Source organism: Rhizobium sp. BK289, from assembly GCF_014193575.1.
GTDB lineage: Bacteria > Pseudomonadota > Alphaproteobacteria > Rhizobiales > Rhizobiaceae > Rhizobium > Rhizobium tropici_C.
In genome coordinates this window covers 458,531-477,679 of record NZ_JACHZO010000002.1, presented here as the reverse complement: position 1 = coordinate 477,679, position 19,149 = coordinate 458,531, and the positions used below count along the sequence as shown (strand labels likewise).

17 protein-coding genes are annotated in these 19,149 nt (G+C 60.0%); 7 read left to right on the top strand and 10 right to left on the bottom strand.

The window, feature by feature from the left end:
• The first annotated feature begins 10 nt into the window (after positions 1 to 10).
• Positions 11 to 349, top strand: coding sequence for a TIGR01244 family sulfur transferase (locus FHT84_RS06025; RefSeq protein ID WP_113249402.1), 339 nt, complete (start codon positions 11 to 13; stop codon positions 347 to 349).
• 88 nt (positions 350 to 437) lie between these two features.
• Positions 438 to 779: a RidA family protein gene (locus FHT84_RS06020; protein WP_015340385.1), complete on the top strand. Its 342-nt coding sequence runs from the start codon at positions 438 to 440 to the stop codon at positions 777 to 779.
• 41 nt (positions 780 to 820) lie between these two features.
• Here the strand turns inward: FHT84_RS06020 and FHT84_RS06015 are convergent, their stop codons facing one another.
• The 4 genes from FHT84_RS06015 to FHT84_RS06000 are packed head-to-tail and all read right to left on the bottom strand — an operon-like array spanning position 821 to position 5,604.
• On the bottom strand, positions 821 to 2,479 hold the full coding sequence (locus FHT84_RS06015; RefSeq protein ID WP_113249401.1) for a thiamine pyrophosphate-binding protein: 1,659 nt from the start codon (positions 2,477 to 2,479) through the stop codon (positions 821 to 823).
• Positions 2,476 to 3,678, bottom strand: a complete 1,203-nt coding sequence (locus FHT84_RS06010; RefSeq protein WP_113249400.1) for a CaiB/BaiF CoA-transferase family protein — start codon at positions 3,676 to 3,678, stop codon at positions 2,476 to 2,478. Before FHT84_RS06010 ends, FHT84_RS06015 begins: the two co-directional genes overlap by 4 nt.
• Before the next feature lie 14 nt (positions 3,679 to 3,692).
• Positions 3,693 to 4,652, bottom strand: coding sequence for a DMT family transporter (locus FHT84_RS06005; RefSeq protein WP_113249399.1), 960 nt, complete (start codon positions 4,650 to 4,652; stop codon positions 3,693 to 3,695).
• 19 nt (positions 4,653 to 4,671) lie between these two features.
• Positions 4,672 to 5,604 carry an alpha/beta hydrolase gene (locus FHT84_RS06000; protein ID WP_113249398.1) on the bottom strand — a complete coding sequence of 311 codons (933 nt, stop codon included), beginning with the start codon at positions 5,602 to 5,604 and terminating at the stop codon, positions 4,672 to 4,674.
• A gap of 166 nt (positions 5,605 to 5,770) precedes the next feature.
• Between FHT84_RS06000 and FHT84_RS05995 the strand changes: the two genes are divergently transcribed.
• The 4 genes from FHT84_RS05995 to metF all read left to right on the top strand — a co-directional run bounded on the left by FHT84_RS05995 (position 5,771) and on the right by metF (position 10,427).
• Positions 5,771 to 6,517, top strand: coding sequence for a ribonuclease (locus FHT84_RS05995; protein ID WP_113249397.1), 747 nt, complete (start codon positions 5,771 to 5,773; stop codon positions 6,515 to 6,517).
• Positions 6,518 to 6,642: 125 nt separating this feature from the next.
• Positions 6,643 to 8,292 carry an energy-dependent translational throttle protein EttA gene (gene ettA, locus FHT84_RS05990; RefSeq protein WP_112342573.1) on the top strand — a complete coding sequence of 550 codons (1,650 nt, stop codon included), beginning with the start codon at positions 6,643 to 6,645 and terminating at the stop codon, positions 8,290 to 8,292.
• A 205-nt stretch (positions 8,293 to 8,497) separates the two neighbouring features.
• Positions 8,498 to 9,523: a metalloregulator ArsR/SmtB family transcription factor gene (locus tag FHT84_RS05985; protein ID WP_112342572.1), complete on the top strand. Its 1,026-nt coding sequence runs from the start codon at positions 8,498 to 8,500 to the stop codon at positions 9,521 to 9,523.
• Position 9,524: 1 nt separating this feature from the next.
• Positions 9,525 to 10,427 carry a methylenetetrahydrofolate reductase [NAD(P)H] gene (metF, locus tag FHT84_RS05980; RefSeq protein WP_113249396.1) on the top strand — a complete coding sequence of 301 codons (903 nt, stop codon included), beginning with the start codon at positions 9,525 to 9,527 and terminating at the stop codon, positions 10,425 to 10,427.
• Between the two features lie 409 nt (positions 10,428 to 10,836).
• Here metF and FHT84_RS05975 read toward each other — a convergent pair whose 3' ends face one another.
• The 5 genes from FHT84_RS05975 to FHT84_RS05955 all read right to left on the bottom strand — a co-directional run bounded on the left by FHT84_RS05975 (position 10,837) and on the right by FHT84_RS05955 (position 16,172).
• The gene (locus FHT84_RS05975; RefSeq protein ID WP_113249395.1) at positions 10,837 to 11,763 is read right to left on the bottom strand and encodes a DMT family transporter; all 927 of its coding nucleotides are present in this window, start codon (positions 11,761 to 11,763) and stop codon (positions 10,837 to 10,839) included.
• 160 nt (positions 11,764 to 11,923) lie between these two features.
• Entirely contained in the window at positions 11,924 to 13,168 is a 1,245-nt protein-coding gene (locus tag FHT84_RS05970) for a lytic murein transglycosylase (RefSeq protein WP_145644385.1), read from the bottom strand.
• 80 nt (positions 13,169 to 13,248) lie between these two features.
• The gene (locus FHT84_RS05965) at positions 13,249 to 14,040 is read right to left on the bottom strand and encodes a GH25 family lysozyme (RefSeq protein ID WP_112342568.1); all 792 of its coding nucleotides are present in this window, start codon (positions 14,038 to 14,040) and stop codon (positions 13,249 to 13,251) included.
• Positions 14,041 to 14,253: 213 nt separating this feature from the next.
• Positions 14,254 to 14,874, bottom strand: coding sequence for a class I SAM-dependent methyltransferase (locus FHT84_RS05960; protein ID WP_169645098.1), 621 nt, complete (start codon positions 14,872 to 14,874; stop codon positions 14,254 to 14,256).
• Positions 14,875 to 14,924: 50 nt separating this feature from the next.
• Complete coding sequence (locus FHT84_RS05955) at positions 14,925 to 16,172, bottom strand: DUF3419 family protein (protein WP_112342566.1); 1,248 nt, start codon at positions 16,170 to 16,172, stop codon at positions 14,925 to 14,927.
• A 191-nt stretch (positions 16,173 to 16,363) separates the two neighbouring features.
• Here FHT84_RS05955 and FHT84_RS05950 point away from each other — a divergent pair, with 191 nt between their 5' ends.
• Complete coding sequence (locus FHT84_RS05950) at positions 16,364 to 17,752, top strand: serine hydrolase (protein WP_113249392.1); 1,389 nt, start codon at positions 16,364 to 16,366, stop codon at positions 17,750 to 17,752.
• Positions 17,753 to 17,878: 126 nt separating this feature from the next.
• Here FHT84_RS05950 and FHT84_RS05945 read toward each other — a convergent pair whose 3' ends face one another.
• Positions 17,879 to 19,042, bottom strand: a complete 1,164-nt coding sequence (locus tag FHT84_RS05945) for a lytic transglycosylase domain-containing protein (protein ID WP_113249391.1) — start codon at positions 19,040 to 19,042, stop codon at positions 17,879 to 17,881.
• Between the last annotated feature and the right edge of the window lie 107 nt (positions 19,043 to 19,149).

Here is a 19,149-nt window from a genome sequence, read left to right as displayed (position 1 = left end):
GACATGAACCATGGATATCCGCCCGATCGACGATGAATACTCGGTGTCCGGCCAGATCACCGTAGAGGATCTCGACCAGATCAAGGCTCTGGGGTTCAAATCCATCGTCTGCCATCGCCCCGATGGTGAGAGCCCGGATCAGACACCGTTTGGCGTCATCGAAGCCCGCGCCAAGGAACTCGGCCTGGAGATTACCCAGGTGCCTGTCGGCCCCATGGGCGTTACCGAGGAAGCCGTGCAGGGCATGGTCGATGCGCTCGATGAGTTTGCGCGGCCGATGCTCGGCTATTGCCGCTCCGGCGCACGTTCGACTGCGATCTATCAGAAGACGCATCACATCCGCGGCTGAACGGATATTTACCTAACCTTTTGATCGCAGGGCAGGCCGTAGGCCATGCCCTGTTTACCCTGTCGAAGAACAACATCAGGAGAACACCATGAGCATCAAGCGTATCGACGTTGGCGCCCGCATGAGCGGCGCTGTCATCCACGGCAACACTGTCTATCTCGCCGGTCAGGTTGGCGAGGGCGAAAGCGTCACCGATCAGTGCAAGTCAGCGCTGGCTGAAGTCGATCGCCTGCTTGCTGCGGCCGGCAGCAACAAGTCCAAGATCCTGCAGACGCTCATCTACCTCTCCGACATTTCCTACTTCGCTGAAATGAACGCTGCCTGGGAAGCCTGGGTCGATCCGGCCAACACGCCGGCCCGTGCCACCAGCGAAGCCAAGCTCGCCGCGCCGAAGTACAAGGTCGAATTCATCGTGACGGCAGCACTCTAAGGCGCGCCATCAGTAATTTTTTTAGGCCGGTGGGCTCGCGCTCATCGGCCTTTTGTTTGCGCGATTTCCGTCAGGGTGCGGGAAGGCGTGATCGCTTCCGGGTCGAGCGCTATCTCGATGATGGCCGGCTTGCCGCTCGCGCGCGCCCGCTCGAATGCCGGGCCGAATTCTGCCGTCGCCTTCACCGTTTCGCCGTGGCCGCCATAGGCGCGGGCAAGGGCCGCAAAATCCGGATTGTCGAGCGCCGTGGCGCTGACACGGCCGGGATATTCCCGTTCCTGATGCATGCGGATGGTGCCGTACATACCATTGTTGATGACCAAAGCGATCAGCGGCAGGCCATATTGAACGGCGGTCGCGAACTCCTGCCCATGCATCATGAAACAGCCGTCACCGGCAAAGCAGATGACTTCGCGCTCGGGAAAGAGCTGTTTCGCCGCAACCGCCGCCGGCAGACCGTAACCCATCGAGCCTGATGTCGGCGCCGCCTGCGTGTTGAAACGGCGGAAGCGGTGAAAGCGGTGCAGCCAGGTGGCATAATTGCCGGCGCCGTTGGTGAAGATCGCATCGTCGGCCGTATTGGCTTCGATCCAATCCATGATGCGGCCCATATGCACGGCACCGGGGCTCTTTTCCGGTGTCTTCGACCAGCTGAGATAGGCCGCGTGCATGCGTTCGGTGCGATCTGCCCAAGGCGTTTCGTGCGGTGGGTCCAAATCCACGAGAGCCGCAACGAAATCCGCCGGGCTGGCACAGATCGCCAGGTCCGGGCGATAGATGCGGCCGAGTTCCGAGGGATCGGGATGGACGTGGACGAACTGCTGGCGCGGGTAGGGGATATCGACAAGCGTGTAGCCGGAGGACGGCATCTCGGAGAGACGTCCGCCGAGCAGGATCAGCAGATCCGCTTCCTTGATTTCCTTTGCCAGCGCCGGGTTGATGCCGATGCCGACATCGCCGGCGTAGCTTGGATGCAGATGGTCGAACAGCATCTGCCGCCGGAAGGAGCAGCCGACCGGCAGTTTGAAACGCTCCGCGAATTGCCGGATGCCGACAACCGCCCCCTCGTTCCAGCGCGTGCCGCCGAGGATGACCATCGGCCGCTGTGCAGCCGCAAGGCGCTGGCGGAGATCGGCAAGCTGGCCGCGGCCCGGATGAGCGGCGACTGGGACATAGGGCAGCGCTTGCAGCGCCTCGACCTCATCGCGCAGCATGTCTTCGGGCAGGGTCAGCACCACGGGACCGGGGCGACCCGACGTTGCCACAGCAAAGGCGCGGGTGACGAATTCCGGAATGCGGGCGGCGGCGTCGATCTCGCCGACCCATTTGGCAAATTCGGTAAAGGCGCGCCGGAATTCCACTTCCTGAAAGGCTTCGCGCTCGCGGGCATCGCGCTGGACCTGACCGATGAACAGGATCATCGGGATCGAATCCTGCCGGGCTATGTGAAGGCCGGCGGAGGCGTTTGTGGCGCCGGGGCCGCGGGTGACCATGCAGATGCCCGGTTCGCCGGTCAATCGACCCCAGGCATCCGCCATCATTGCCGCCCCGCCTTCCTGGCGGCAAACGAGCACGTTGATATCGCTGTCATGCAGGGCATCGAGCACGGCGAGAAAGCTCTCGCCCGGTACGCAGGAAATGCGCTGCACACCATTGGCCTTCAAAGCCTCGACGATGAGTTGCCCGCCCGTTCGCTTCATGTCCCCGCCTTCCCCTCCAGTTCGGCCAATTCGGCCAGAACTTCCTCCTGATGTTCGCCAAGCCGCGGGCTTGGTCGCGTATAGGTCAGTGGGGTTTCCGACAGCACGATCGGCGTGCGCACGCTCGGAATGACGGTGCCGGCACTATCTTCGAGATCGATTCTCAGGCCGCGTGCCACAATCTGCGGATCGGCGAACATATCCTCGATCGTGTTGATGGCGCCGGCCGGAACGGCATTGGTCTCGCAGGCCCTCAGCAGATCCGCCTTGTTCCACTTCAACGTCTCGGCTGAGACGAAGGCGCGCACCTCGTTGCGGTTGGCGACGCGGGCCTTGTTGGTCGCATAGCGCTCGTCGTCGGCATTGGTTTCCACCCCGAGAATGGTGCAGAGGCGCCGGAACTGCCCATCATTGCCGACGGCAAGGATGAGATAGCCGTCGGCGGTGGGCACGACTTCATAGGGCGAGATATTCGGATGGGCGTTGCCGAGCCGCACCGGCGGTTTGCCGGAGATCAGATAGTTCATGTTCTGGTTGGCAAGCACGGCCGATTGTACATCGAGCAGCGCCATGTCGATCAGCTGTCCTGCTCCGGTCTTCAGAGCATGGATCAGGGCGGCCTCGATTGCGGAAACGGCATAGATGCCGGTGAAGATGTCGGCGATCGCAACACCGGCCTTCATCGGCTGTCCGTCCGGTTCGCCTGTGATCGACATGAAGCCGGACATGCCCTGAACGATATAATCATAGCCGGCGAGACTGGCATAAGGGCCGGCCTGGCCGAAGCCGGTAATCGAGCAATAGACGATGCGGGGATTGATCTTCTTCAGGCTTTCATAGTCCAGCCCGTACTTTACCAGGCCGCCGAGCTTGAAATTCTCGATCACTACATCGGCCGTCTTCACCAGGCGGCGCACCAGTTCTTGACCTTCCTCGGTCTTGAGATCGGCGATTACCGAGCGCTTGCCACGATTGGTGGAATGGTAATAGGCGGCCGAGAGATTTTCGCCGTCCTTGCCCTGGACGAAGGGTGGCCCCCATTGGCGGGTGTCGTCGCCGCCGTCGGGATTTTCCACCTTGATGACATCGGCGCCGAGATCGGCCAGCATCTGTCCGGCCCAGGGACCGGCGAGAACGCGGGCAAGCTCTATGACACGAATACCGGACAGCGGAGGTTTCTTGGTCTTGTGTTCTGTCATGTCGATCCACTCGCTTACGGCGTGAATGCAGTTTCAGATGTATCGGATACCGGCTTGGAAGCAAAGCGCCGCTCGCGCCAGAGAATGTAGAGCCCCGAGCCGATGATGATGAGGATGCCGAGCCATTTGATCGCATCCGGGAAATTGTCGAAGACGAGCCAGCCGAAGATCGTGGCGGAGACGATCTCGAAATATTGCAGCGGCGCGAGCGTCGAGGCCGGCACGGCGCGATAGGCATGCACCGTCAAGATGCCGGAAGCCGCCGCGGTGGCCCCGACCCCGAGCAGGTAGAGCATGGCAGCGAGATCCGGCATGACCGGATCGAGGATTGCGGATCCCGTCACCTTGCCGATGACAAGCAGGACCAGGCTGAAGCCGGTGCCCCACAGGCCGGTCTGGAACTGCATCGACCAGGCATCCTCGCTATGGGACACGACACGCGTGATCATGACATAGACTGCGATACAGAGCGCGGTGACGACGGGCAGCAGAGCGATGAAGCCGACTTCCTGAAAGCTCGGCTGGATGATCAGCATCGCGCCGAAAAAGCCGACGGCACAGGCGGTGTAGCGCCGCCAGCCGATGGTTTCCTTGAGGAAGATGCTGCTCAAAATGGTCAGCATCATCGGCTCGACGAAGAAGATGGCAATGGCATCGGCCACCTCCATCACCTGCAGCGTAGTGACGAAGGACACCATGGACAGCGTCAGCACCGCGGCACGAATGGCGTGGACGCCGCTGCGCCGCCATGTCCACGCGCCCCATTGCCCGCGCATCGCCATCATCGGCAGTGCAAAGAGCGACTGAAGGATGAAGCGGGCGGCGGTGACTTCCGCCGGTGGGATCGTGGATGCGGCGAGCTTGGAGAAGATGTCGATGATCGGCGAGAGGACGACGGAGAGAAACATCATCACCAAGCCGAAGGTCAGCTCCGATTGCAGCAATCGGCTCGAGGAGCCGCTGGAGGTGTTCATTGCAGAATTCCTATGAGAATCAGGTGCTTGCCGCCACCTCTTTGCACCAATCTGCAAAGCGGGAAATGGCTTCATCGGCACCGATTTCGTTGAGCGTCTCGTGCCGCATGTCGGGGTAGATCTCTGTTGTAATATGAGAGAAGCCGGCGCTTTTCAAATGGCTTGCCAGCCAGGAGATCGCTTTCGCATTATCGGTGGCCGGATCCTCGCCGCCGCCGACGAGATGAATGGGCATATCGCGTCGAAGCCGGTCGAGATAGATCTTTTGGGGTGCCCGGAAGGTAAGCTCGAATATGTCGAGCCAGAGCGAGACGGAAGCATCGAAGCCGCAAAGCGGATCGGCGATGTATTTGTCCACCTGCTCGGGGATGCGCGAAAGCCAGTCGAAGTCGGTGCGGCGATTTGCGATCGACCGGCCCCAGGTGCCGAAGGTCAGCTTCGGCAAGGGGCCGCTTGGAACGTCCGATCCCTTGAACATGCGCTCCGTCTTGAGAATGAGCTGGGCGGCGCGGCCCGCAAGGCCCGCATTGAAGTTGGAATTCCACACCGCGACGGCATCGAACTTGTCCGGATGCGTGACGACGGTGTTGAGGCTGATCAATCCACCCATGGAGTGGCCGAACAGGATGATCGGCAGTCCGGGATGAACGCCTGCGGCAAGCTCGCGCATGGCGAGCACATCGGCGATGACATGCTCCGCTCCACCTCTTCGCGCGAAGCGGCCGATGGGCGCTTCATGGGCAACGGTCTCGCCGTGGCCGCGATGATCGTGGGCGTAGACATGGAAGCCTTGACTGGCCATCGCCTCGGCAAAGGTCTCGTAGCGGCGGGAGTGTTCGGCAAGACCATGTGATATCAGCAGGATGCCGCGTGCTTCTGCCGCCGCTGGCACATGATGATAGGCGATCCTCGCGCCCGTCGGGCTATTCAGGCGCTGCGTATCCGCGAACATGCATTCGGTCCTCCCTATTGGGACGAAAGGTTATCATCCGACGGATTGCAATGGATAGGTGTCGAAGCACACAGAAATAAATCTTTCCGAGCACTACGATTCAGGATTGCGCCCGCGCGATCAAACTGCTTATTTGTTCCTATAATGTTCTAATTGGAGACCGGGAATGAGGCAGTTGCTTCGGGTATTTGCAGTTGTATTTCTTTCAGTCGGAACGGCCGCCAGCGCCATGGCGCAGGAGCATAGCCGCGGACGGACGCGTTTTATCCTGGCGGCAAGCTGGGAGCCGGCGTTTTGCGCGACGAACCAGAAGAAGGCCGAATGCCGAAACCAATCGTCGAGCAATTACGACGCCAAGAATTTCTCCCTGCATGGCCTCTGGCCGATGAGGCAGGAATATTGCGATGTTTCGGAGGATTTGAAGCAGGCGGATCGCGGCCGCGACTGGAAGGATCTGCCGGCGGTGGAGCTGTCGCAGGAGGTCAAGGCGAAGCTGGACAAGGTGATGCCGGGCACGCAATCCGGGCTCGAGCGGCATGAATGGATCAAGCATGGTACCTGCACGAAGCTCAGCGCCGACAAATATTTTTCCATCGCTACCGGTCTGATCGCGGAGCTCAATGCGTCGTCCGTGCGCGATCTGTTTGCGGAGAATATCGGCAAGGAGCTCGATGCCGAAAGCATCAAGGCCGCCTTCGACCAGAGTTTCGGTGAGGGTGCCAACGCGCGCATCAAGATGAGTTGCCGCCGTGTCGGCGATGTCAGGATGATTTCGGAGCTGACCATCGGCCTCTCGGAAGATGCGATCGAACCTCAAGAGGGCAACGAGCCGCGGCTCGCCAAACTGATCCAAAGCGCCGGCAGCACCGCCTTCGGCTGCGATCGCGGTGTGGTGGATGCAGCCGGCTTCTGAGAAAATACGGCTTTTCTGACGCGGATAATGCCCTCGGACGAGGTTTCGCCGTTGCCCGAGGGCGGGGTTTCGCCTACATAGCGGCACAATTCGCAATGTTATCCGCCTGTGGAGTAACCCAAGCTATGGCACGTCAGTTCATTTATCATATGGCCGGTCTGAATAAGTCCTATGGCGCCAAGAAGATCCTCGAGAATATCCATCTCTCGTTCTATCCCGATGCCAAAATCGGTATTCTCGGTCCGAACGGCGCAGGTAAGTCGACGGTGCTGCGCATCATGGCTGGCCTCGACAAGGAATATACCGGTGAAGCCTGGCTGGCCGAAGGCGCGACCATCGGCTATCTGCCACAGGAGCCGCAGCTCGATCCCAACAAGACGGTTTTCGAAAACGTCATGGAAGGCGTTGCCAAAAAAACCGAAATCCTCAATCGCTACAACGAATTGATGATGAACTATTCCGACGAGACTGCGGAAGAGGGGGCCAAGCTTCAGGATATCATCGACAGCCAGAACCTCTGGGATCTGGAAAGCCAGGTGGAAATGGCGATGGATGCATTGCGCTGCCCGCCGCGCGATGCCGAAGTCACCAGCCTTTCCGGCGGTGAGCGCCGCCGTATCGCGCTTTGCCGCCTGCTTCTGTCGCAGCCAGATCTGCTGCTGCTCGACGAACCGACCAACCATCTCGATGCCGAGACCATTGCCTGGCTGGAAAAGCACCTGCGCGACTATCCGGGTGCCGTGATGATGATCACCCACGACCGCTACTTCCTCGACAATGTTACTGGCTGGATTCTCGAACTCGACCGCGGCCGCGGCATTCCCTACGAAGGCAACTACTCCGCCTATCTGCAGGCCAAGGCCAAGCGCATGCTACAGGAAGCCCGTGAAGAAGCTGGCCGCCAGAAGGCGATCAGCCGCGAACAGGAATGGATCGCCTCCAGCCCCAAAGCCCGTCAGGCCAAGTCCAAGGCGCGTATCAACGCTTACGAGCAGCTGGTCGATGCTGCCGAAAATCAGCGTCCTGGCGATGCGCAGATCATCATTCCGGTCAGCGAGCGTCTCGGTCAGGTGGTGATCGAGATGGAGGGTATCACCAAGGGTTTCGAAGGCCGCACGCTGATCAAGGATCTGTCGATCAAGCTGCCGCCCGGCGGTATCGTCGGCATCATCGGCCCGAATGGCGCCGGCAAGACGACCCTGTTCAAGATGATCACCGGGCAGGAAAAGCCGGATTCCGGCTCGATCCGCATCGGCGAGACGGTGCATCTCAGCTATGTCGACCAGAGCCGCGACGCGCTTGATGGTAACAAGACGGTATGGGAGGAAATCTCCGGCGGCGCTGAAGTCATCAAGCTCGGCAAGTTCGATATGAACTCGCGCGCCTATTGCGGCGCCTTTAACTTCAAGGGCGGCGACCAGCAGCAGAAGGTCGGCAATCTCTCCGGCGGTCAGCGCAACCGCGTGCACCTGGCCAAGATGCTGAAGTCCGGCGGCAACGTGCTTCTGCTCGACGAACCGACCAACGACCTCGATACGGAAACGCTGGGAGCGCTGGAAAGCGCGCTCGAAAACTTCGCGGGCTGCGCCATCATCATCAGCCACGATCGCATGTTCCTCGACCGCCTGGCCACGCATATCCTGGCCTTTGAGGGCGAAGGCCATGTCGAATGGTTCGAAGGCAATTTCGAAGATTACGAGCAGGACAAGGTCCGCCGCCTCGGCCCCGATGCTCTCAATCCGGGCAGCCAGGCGCATAAGCGACTGACACGATAAGTTTGCTGTCTTTCCGTTATGGAGAAGGAGAACCCCGGCAGTTCACAGGCCGGGGTTTTTCTTTGCGGTAGTGCAGGAAGCATACATTCCCCAGCCGACAAAAAATAACAGATTTCCGACGCCCCACCGGTCTCTATGGCGATTAGTGCTTGCGGAGTTCATTCAAATCACATAAAGATATCTTTATATCTTGATTGGGTGTCGAATGACGGATGTGGTGAAGCTCGGCTTGGATGAAGTTGTGGACGTGCTGAAGGCGGTCGGCGAACCGACGCGGCTACGCCTCATGGCATTACTCGCAGCAAGCGATCTGACCGTCACCGATCTTACCGAAATTCTCGGCCAGTCGCAGCCCCGCATCTCGCGGCATCTGAAGCTGCTTGGCGAAGCCGGCCTGATCGACCGCTATCAGGAAGGCGCTTGGGCTTATTTCCGCTTGAAGCAGGAGGGCAAGGCGGTGACCTTGGCGCGTACGCTTCTGCGCCACACCGCCGAGAAGGACACCGTTCTTCTGCGTGACGGCGAGCGCCTTGCTTCGGTCAAGCGCATCCGTGCCGAACGGGCGCAGGCCTATTTCAGTCGCAATGCCGCCGAGTGGGACGAACTGCGTCGCCTGCATGTCGCCGACGAGGATGTCGACAAGGCGCTGATCGAGCTGATCGGCCCGCAGCCGATCGATTCCTTCCTCGATCTCGGGACGGGTACGGGCCGGATGCTGCAGCTCCTGGCTGGCCACTATCGTCGCGCCGTCGGCATCGATGCCAGCCGTGACATGCTCGCGGTCGCCCGTGCCAATCTCGATCGTGCCAACATCACCGCTGCGTCGGTGCGCCATGGCGATATTTTCAACCTGCCGCTCGAGCAGCAGGATTTCGATCTGATCACCATCCATCAGGTGCTGCATTTCCTCGATCAGCCGGAGATTGCCGTTGCCGAGGCGGCGCGAATGTTGCGGCCCGGCGGCCGGCTCGTCATCATCGATCTTGCGCCGCACGCGCTTGAATATCTGCGCGACGAGCATGCGCATTTGCGTCTCGGCTTCTCGGACCAGACAATATCGGATTGGCTGAAGCTGGCGGGGCTCGATGTCGAGCGCGTGCAGCACCTCCATTCGGAGAGGGAAGGCGGCCCGGCGCTGACAGTCAGCATCTGGCTGGCGCGCGATCCGCGGCTGCTCATGGCAACCGACCAAGGCCACCAGTCGTCCCCCATTCTTGCCGGGAGAGTTTGACATGTCCTCGAGATCCGAAAGTCTTAGTGACGGTATCCGCATCTCCTTCGAGTTCTTTCCGCCGAAGTCGGAGGAAGCGGAGCAACAGCTGTGGGCCACCGTGGCAGATCTTAGCGATTGGGAGCCGGAGTTCGTTTCGGTGACCTACGGGGCAGGTGGCTCGACCAAGGCGCCGACGCTTTCCGCCGTGCGCAAGATGATCCATGAAACACCGTTCACGACGGCATCGCATCTCACCTGTGTCGGCGCAACACGCGAAGATACGCATCGGGTGATCGATGAGTTCCTGGCTGCCGGCGTTCGCCGTTTCGTCGCGTTGCGCGGCGATCCGCCCGGCGGTGTCGGCTCGGCCTACCAGCCGCATCCGGGCGGTTATGCCAATGCTGCCGAATTGGTGGGCGCGTTGCGGGAGCGCGGCGATTTCGATATCTCCGTATCCGCCTATCCGGAAAAGCATCCAGAAAGCCGCGATACGGCTGCAGATATCGACATGCTGAAGCGCAAGGCCGAGAACGGCGCCGACCGGGCGCTGACGCAGTTCTTCTTCGATAATGACGCATTCGAGCGCTATCATGATCGCGTTCGTGCGGCCGGCATCCGGATCCCCGTTGTGCCCGGCATCATGCCGATCCAGAACCTCACGCAGCTCAAGCGCTTTGCCGGTGCGTGCGGCGCCAGTATCCCGTCCTGGCTTGACGATCGTTTCGATGGTTTGGATGAGAATGTCGAGGAACGCGCCAAGGTTGCTGCGGATGTTGCGGCCGAGCAGATCCAGGATCTCATACGCCGCGGCATTCATGAGTTTCATCTTTACACGATGAACCGCTCGGCGCTCGTCTCAGCCGTCCTTGAGCGGCTGGGGCTTCAGCGCAAGGTGGATGCGCGCGCCGGCGCCGCCGCCTGAGCATTTCGCCCGGTATGAAAAAGCGCATGTCCGGCCCGGGCATGCGCTTTTCTAATAAGGCAGGGGTTTTGTTAGCTTTTCGGAGTTTGATCGTCTGCGAATTTCGTCAAAGCCGTCAGATGAAAAGCATCGTTACGACAAAAGCGAAGGCCGCACCGACCACTAGGACGTTGATGGATCGCGTCAATCCCATGTCTTCCTCCTCAGTCAGCCGTTAAATTTTATGTCGAAAATATGTCGTTTGGAAAGCAAATTCGATGCTGCGACGCGGCATGAGGTTGGTGCTTCGATTCAGATAATCGCGACAGTATTTTGATTTTACTATGAAAATTCCAGCCGCCTGCTAAGTGACGGGTTGTGAATAAGTATTAACATGCTGTGACCGAAGACCACTCGATGGAGCGGCCAATCATGTTGTGCGCGTTCGTGTGCCGTGTTTCATCCATGCATAGAGCCGGCCGTCGAGGACGAGCAGACCCGCGCCGATCAGCACCATGCCGGCGATCTCGGCGAAGCCAAGCCGCTCATCCAGGAACAGGAAGCCAAGCAGAAGTGCGCTTGGCGGCACCAGCAGTGTCACCAGTGAAGCATTCGTGGCGCCGGCAAGCGCCATGATGCGAAAGTAGAGAATATAGGCGAAAGCCGTCGACAGCAGTGCCAAGCCTAGAATAGCCGCGATCGCCGTCGCCGGCGGTGCCGCAAGAGACCAGGGTTGGTCAACGGTCACGGCGACCGGCAGCATGATCAGCGAGGAAGCGGTCAATTGACCGGCCGCAACGACGGGTGGGGCGATGCCCTTGAAGCGTTTGGCGTAGATGGCGGCAAAGCCATAGGAAATCGCCGCGAGGATTGGCAGGGACAATGCCCAGAAGGGAACCGAGCCGCCGGTGGTGACGCTTGGTCCGAGCAGCACTGCCGTCCCGATCAGTCCGGTGAAACAGCCGATGAGCTTCGCTGACGTGAGGCGTTCGTCGGTGGTCAGCTGGTTGCCGATCAGGACGGTCCAGATTGGTGTGGTTGCGTTGAGGATGGAGGCAAGACCGGCGCCCATCTGCGTTTGACCGAAGAAGATCAGGGTATGCGGCACGGCATTGTTGATGAGCCCCAGCAGGAGGAATTGCAGCCACTGGGTCCGTAATACCTGGTAGATGCCAAAGCGGCCGGCAAGGTAGAGATGCAGCGCCAGCGCCGCCAGAGACAGGCGCAGAAGAACGAGCGTAAAGGGCGGAACATGATGGACCGCAATACGGGCAAAGAAAAACGAGCCGCCCCAGATCAGCCCGAGCAACAGCAGCAGCCCCCAGGTCAAGGCGCTCATCCGGTTTTCGTTACTCATTGTCGTCTCCCCCGTTTCAGCCCATGTAACCCGGGAGAGGGCTGGGGTTCCACCCGTTTTCTGCTCGAATCCGCGGTAGTCGGCTTTCGAGGAGCTGGCGGAATTCCGCATAGCAAAAAGGCGGCTCGGAGCCGCCTTTTCGATAGGGATGCAAAAGAGGTCAAAGCGCGTTGAGCAGCGCCGTGGTTGCCCAGCCATCCGCCGGCATGCCGAGACGGAATTGTTCCTTCTGGATGGCGACGCGCGTACCGGAGCCGAGAATGCCGTCGATCTTGCCGACATCGTAGCCGCGGGCCACGAGCTTGGTCTGAAGCGCCTTCATGTCGACATCGTTCAGGCCTGCCTCAGGCGTGCCTTTGCTATAGGGCGGGGCACCGGCAAAGCGGGTGGCGAAGTAGGCGGCCGAGGTCGTGTAGATGAACGACTGGTTCCAGCCGAGATAAGTATTGTAGTTCGGATAGGTCAGGAAGGCAGGCCCTTTGCGACCCTGCGGCAGGATGAGAGCAGCGGGAAGGGAGCCGAAGCTCGTGTTGCCGTCGCGCGGGGTGACGCCGAGCTTGAACCAATCGCCAGCCGTCAGCGTGCCGCCGATGCCGGATTTTTCCCAGGGGAGATTGTCCGGGACTGTTACTTCCTGCAGCCAGGGCTGACCGCGCTGGAAGCCGAGATGCTGGAGGAATCGTGCTGTCGTCAGAATGACGTCAGGTGCGCTGGTCTTGAGGTTGACATGGCCATCGCCATCGCCATCCGTGCCATAAGCGATGATATCGGGGGGCAGCATCTGCGTCTGGCCGATTTCACCGGCCCATGCACCCGTGGTCGTTTCCGGATCAACATCGCCACGCTGCACCAGCTCGATCAGCGCAATCAGGCGCGGACGGAAGAAGTCCGGCCGGCGGCAGTCGTGCGAAAGGGTGACCAGCGCGTTGCGTGTGTTGAAATTGCCCTGAACGGCGCCGAAGTCCGTTTCCATGGCCCAGAAGGCGGTGATGACGCCGGGAGGAACGCCATAGTCCTTTTCGGCCTTGGCGAAGACATCGGCATACTGCTTCATCTTCTGGCGGCCGATGTCGAGGCGGCCCTGGCTGACGGTGCGCTGGGAAAACTCGAGGAAGGTCTGGCGGAAGACGCCCTGGCTGCGGTCCATGGCGAGAACCTTCTGGTCGATCTGCGCGCCAGCGAGCGTCTTGTCTGCGGCGGCTGCATCCGCGCCGTCAGCGATCGCCTCCGCCTTCACCCCGGCCAGGAATGCGGTGAGATCGCCACCACAGGCTACTTTTGGAGTGGCGTCGCTGCTAGCGGGCGGCACGGCTGCTGGAGCCGCACTTTGAGCCATCGCCGTACCGGTCATGGCTGAAGCGAAGAGCAACGCAAGAGCGCTGCGTCGAATGGTGTGACGATCCATGAGCGATCCTTCCCAGGTGATAGAATAGGGTCGCTTTCACAGAAGATTGTGACATAAGCAAGAGTGAAATGGGCTCAGTCTTAAGAATTTCCCTGCTTCTCTACTGCCGCCACCCAGTTTTGCCAGTTTTGCTCTGAGCCGCCGAAAACATTGATATCCGTCGGACCTTTGATGCCGGGTATGACGCCTGTCGAGGTATATTGCCAGAAGGCCCAGCTGCGATCCGCGTAGGTCTCTTTCGGGTGCTTGGCGACCGAACGGACCCAGAAGTGATAGTCCTTGAAGTAACCGACGAGATTTTCGCGATGGAAATCCACTGATGTATAGATGATCGGGCGCTTGCCGTAATAGGCCTGCAGGCGATCCATAAAGCGCTTGATCTCGCTGCGTACCGTTTCAGGAGCCGGCCTAGTCTTGCAGGTCGGGGAGCCCGGGTTCCATTCAACGTCGACGACGGGTGGAAGCGCCATTGTATCCTTCGGCACGTTGCGGATGAACCAATCGGCCTGTTCGTCGGCGGTGGAGCAGAAATAGAAGAAATGATAGGGCGCATGCAGAAGTCCGGCAGCGTTGGCTTCCTGCCAATATTCCGTAAAGCGCGGATCGATCCGGTCCTTACCCTCCGTCGCCTTGATGAAGACGAAGGCGACCCCCGACCCCTTCACCGCCTTCCAATCGATATCGCCCTGCCATTTGGAAACGTCGATGCCGTGGATGGGATGACGCTGCGGATGGTCGCGGCCGAAATCCTGCGGTTTCGTATCGCTGAACCTGGTCTTGGGAAGGGCAGCCGTCGAAAGGGCGTCATAGCCCGTCGTGCAGCCATTCAAGAAGAGGGCGAGCGGCAGTAGACATGCCAGAAGCCGGCGCATGCGTAACCCGTTATGGCGCGAGTGATCTTGCTGCCCCAAGGCTTGGCTTCCGTAATATGGTCCCCGAGAATCCGAAAGAGCGGCAGACCATGCCGTTGCCGGCTGGTCTTGCCACTTTATTCACCATATCAACGTAAAAAATGCGTTATCTTCAAGCAAATTCTTATGCTTGGCGTATTCTTTGACGGATTTTGCGCTGGAATCCGCCACCGCTCAGATGCCGGGCCTGCTAGCAACAGCGCGCCAGGCATAGCCGCGACCGATCCTTTCGGTCTTCACGGACATGCCGCGTACCTGGGCCTTGTCTTGAAGCACGGTCAGAAGGTCGGCGCGCGGATCGACGTGGAACCTCTTCAACCAACCCTTCAGAAGTGCCCTGAACCAGCGCGGCAGGCCTTCCTGCTGGCCGAAATCGACGATATGCAGTTCGCCGCCCGGAGCAACGGCATCGAGCGAAGCATCGATTGCGCTTTTCCAGTCCGGGATCATCGACAGCGCGTAGGAAATCATCACGCGGTCGAACCCGCCCACGCCGAAATCGGCGGGCGAAAAGGCAGTCGCGTCGGCAACGCGGAAATCCGGCATCTGCTGCAGACCACGGAAATTATTTCGCGCCGAAATCAGCATTTCCTGGGAGATGTCGAGGCCATAGAAGCGAGCGGAGGGGAAGCGGCGATAGGCGAGCAACATGTTGCGGCCGGTGCCGCAGCCCACTTCTAGGAAGGAGCCGCCGGCAGGCACATTCAGGTGCTCGATCGTGCGGTCACGCCCGAACAGGTAGTATTTGCGGGTCAGGTCATAGATGTGGCGCTGATAGCGGTACATGCCGTCCATCAGCTTGGCATGGTTGTTATCGCTGGTTTCTATGCCCGTATCCGCCTGGCTCACGCTTTTTTTCCATAAATGTGGAAGCCGCCGTAGATGGCCGAGCGATCGCGTGCATTGAGCTCCTGCGAACGCTCCTCGAAATAGACCCATTGGTCGCGGATCGCTGGAGAAAGACGACCCTCGATGATGCTCTTTTCGGCGGCCGTGCGGAAGATGACGCGGGCGCCTTCGCGCGCCGTACGGGTAATCTCGGCCCAGAGACTGTTGAGCTGCTCGTCCGTCATCCAGTCCTGCGCATCAAGCAGGACATAGCGATCGCGCGAGGCGGCCGGCTTCGAGGCCAGAAGCTCGGTGAAATTGGCGTGATGCACGTCGACGCGGTCGGCATTGGCGCGGATTGCGGCATAGTGCTCCGGCTTGAGATAGGTCGGCAGTGGACCCTGATGCTGGGCGGCGTAGCGACGCGCGAACGCCTGCCAGGCAAAATAGTTGTCGCGCATCGGGAAATGACAGGCGAGCTTTTCAAGACGGTGCTTCAGCACGGCAGAAATGGAATCGTCGCCTGCAAGGCTTGCGAGTTCGTCATATTGCTGCGGCGGAATGCCGAGACCGAAGAGCGAGCTTTTGCGGCCAAGCAGCCAGCGAACGGCCCGCTTATCAAAGATCGGAGCGATTTCTTCGTCGAAGAACTGGCGCTGTTCGCGCATGGTGCGGGCTTGCGTCATCTTGTCGAGACGAACGCCATTCAGGCGCGCCAGCACATGGGCCGCGCCGATGAAGCGGCCGAGAAGGCCGGTCTTGTAGATATTGCGATTGAAGACTGTGATCCGGCGGCGGCCATAGAGGTCGCGACCGTCCCAATAGCTGGAGGTCGCCGCGTCGAGGCGCGATGCGATGAACTGGTCGTAGGCCTGGCTGTTGGCGGTAACGCCCGGGGTGCCGAAGAAGCGCACCAGGTCTGCATGGCCGGGTAATAAGCGGAAGGCTGCGAGCTTCAGCTTGTTGAGTGCGATGTGATGACGGTTCAGGTCAACGACATCGATCGAGGCAGGGTTCTGCGAGAGATAGGCGAGCATGTTGCAGCCGCCGGAACCGATGGTGACGATGCGGTGATGCGGCTGAAGCTCCATCGCTTCCATGTCGACATCCGGATCCTCCCAGATTTGCGGATAGACGAGGCCCGAGAACAGCATTCCGAAGAGGCGCTCGGAGAGGCCGGCCTTGGACAGCGCCTTATGCTGCAGGAGAGCGTCCTTGAGTTTCCGGTTCTTTTGGAGACCGGCATCCGGGGCGAATTCCGTCATCTGAGTCTTGTCACCAATTTGTGAGGTTCAGGGCGTGTAACCCGGCAATGCTACAGTCTGATGACGCGGGCTGTTGGCAGATCAGGCGGAAAAGCACCCTTGCACATATTTAAGGTGCCGCAATCATCATAGGCCTTTCATATTGCTGCGTTTCCTGATTGTCTCCACGTACCTTTTGGAGGGCGTGTGACATGCGTTTGATATCGAGAGTGATCGGGGCTCTTATTGTTTTGCTGCTGATCATTGTCGCCGGCGGAGCCGTCTGGCTTTCCCTTTATCCGCCGGAATTGCTCAAGGTTGGCGATGGCTATGCCGCAAAGATGGTCTGCTCGAACACGTTCGTGGCAAAACGCGATCCGGACAAGGTGCTGGAAGAAGACGTGCAGGCCCCCGGCAATCCTGCGCTGAAACTCATCCGCGTTTCCGTCGATCGCGACGAAGGTGTCGTGACCGCCCGTTTCCTTGGTTTGTTTGCGCCCAATTATGCGCTTTATCGCGGTGCGCTCGGCTGTACGACGGTTCCCGACGGCGATTTGCAGGGAGCGCGCAGTGCCGTCTTCCTGAACAAGATCAAGGCTCCGAAGAGTGATGCGTTATGGCCGGATGGGGATGTGGTCAACGTCGGTCAGGACGAGCAGGGGGCGAAGCTTGCCAATATCGTCACGAATCCGGATCTCGCCGGCCCGGCCATGCGGGCGATCGTGGTCGTCAAGGACGGGCATATCGTCGCCGAGACCTATGGCGACGGCTTCAGCAAGGCGACACCTCTCATCGGCTGGTCGATGACGAAAACCGTCAATGCCGCCATCATCGGTCGCCTGATGCTGGCGGGGCGTATGTCTTTCGACGATCAAAACCTTTTGCCGCAATGGAGCGCGGACGAGCGCAGGAACATCAAGCTCAGCGATCTCCTTGCCATGGAAAGCGGTCTTGTCTTCAACGAGTCCTATGGCAGCGTGTCCGATGTGACACGCATGCTCTATCTCGATCCGGATACGACCAGCGTTGCGGCCGGTGCGCGTCAGGTCGCAGCGCCAGGCGAGCGCTTCAGCTATTCGAGCGGTACGTCAACCCTGCTTTCGCGCCTTTGGATGAATCGGTTGCCCAATCTGAGTACCGCCATCTCCTATCCGCGAGAAGCGCTTTTCGGACCGCTCGGCATGTACAGCGCCGTTTTGGAGGCCGATGAGCGCGGGACCTTTGTTGGCAGTTCCTATCTTTACGCCAATGCTCGCGACTGGGCGCGTTTCGGTCAGTTCCTGCTTCAGGACGGCGTCTGGAACGGGCATCGGTTGCTTCCTGAGGGTTTCGTCGGCGCCATGCGCACGCCGACAAAGGCGTCGGAAGGCGTCTATTCTCAGGTTCAGGCCTGGCTTGCAGGTCCGGGCGGCTCGAATGCGCAATACGGTCTGCCCGCAGATACGTTCTGGATGAGCGGCCACGACGGCCAGACGGTAGCCATCGTTCCGTCCGCCAATCTCGTTGTCGTGCGGATGGGATTGACGCCGGCCTGGGCGGACTACCGGCCGCAGATCCTGCTGAAACGGATCATGGATGTGATAAAGCCGGCCTCGAACTAGGGCGGGTCCAGGAGCGTTGGCCGCGGTTTTGCCGGGAATTGGGCAAAGACGAAGAGATCGGACGGTTCGGCGCTTCGATGAGACGCTGAACCGTTCCAAGCCGGCTTTCAAAATGCCTTGATGAAATCAGTAATTGCCGTTGGCGACATCTGTCAGGCCCTTGCGCTTGGCATCGTAATAGTAGCCACGTGCATAAAGCTGGACGGCATTGCTTTCCTTGTTTGCAGCCTTGCTGTCTGCCGTCATCCAGGCGCCGCGCAGATATTTTGCGGCGTATTTGATGTTGGTTTCGGCATCGAGCAGGCCGGACGCCGGGCCTTGGTAACCCATGGACTTGGCCGTATTGTACTTGATCTGCATCAGACCGAAATATCCGGCCCGGTTATAGGCCTTCGGATTATAGCGGCTCTCGCGGTGAACAACGCGATGGATCAGCGATTCCGGGATTTCATAGAGCTTGGCATATTTCTGGATGAGCTTTGAGACGTAGCTCTTTTCCTCGGCCGGCACATCTGAATCATAGTTGGAGGTCGTCGTCGTCACCACTGCGGGAACGACGGTCGGGCCGCTGCTGTCGAAATTGAAGTCATAATGCATGCGGTTGTCCACATAGCGCGGCTGGCCGATCTGTGCCGGCGTCGCGAAAGCGACTTCGGCCTGCGCTTCGGATCCCGGACGCGGCGTCGGCACGGCAACCTGAATGGCGGCAATATCCGACGTCATCGGAATGGTCGGTTCACCTTGCGCGACGGAGGCCGAGACCGGCGTCAGGGCGGCATCGCCGGGGCGTGCCGGATTGGGCATGGGGATTGCGACCACGGAAGGCACGAGCGGCACGTCGGATGCGGCATAGGCCGCGGCTGTCGTGGTATTGGCGGCGGGTGCACCGGTTGCCGCGGCAATTGCGATCGTTCCCTGGTTAGGCGCATTTGCCGCCGGGGTACCGAAACGCGCTTGCGCCGCATCAATCTGCTGCTGGTTCACGGCGCCGGGGGCGGCGTTGACCGAGCCTGGGGCAACGCGGCCGGATTTTGCCAGGGCCACCTGTTGCTGCGGCTGCCGCGGGCCGATGAATGTCGGCGCTACTGCGGCCATTGCCGGGCCGCCCGTAGACGAGGCAGCGCCGGTTGCGGTCAGGGTCGTATTCGGATGCGGCACGTTGGTGTGTGCCGACGGGAGTTCTGCCTGAGACGTCTGCTGCTGAGTGCTTGCGCACCCGGCAAGAGCGCCGTACATCATTGCCGAAAAGGCAACGCTGCGCTTCAGGCTGGGAAATCCGATCGCTACCATTCTGTCACTTTCGAAAAGCCAAACCTAATTTCGATGTAATTCGGCCACAGGACCGCCAAATTCGGTCACAGGATCGATAAAATTATGAATCCCCATTAACCTATCCG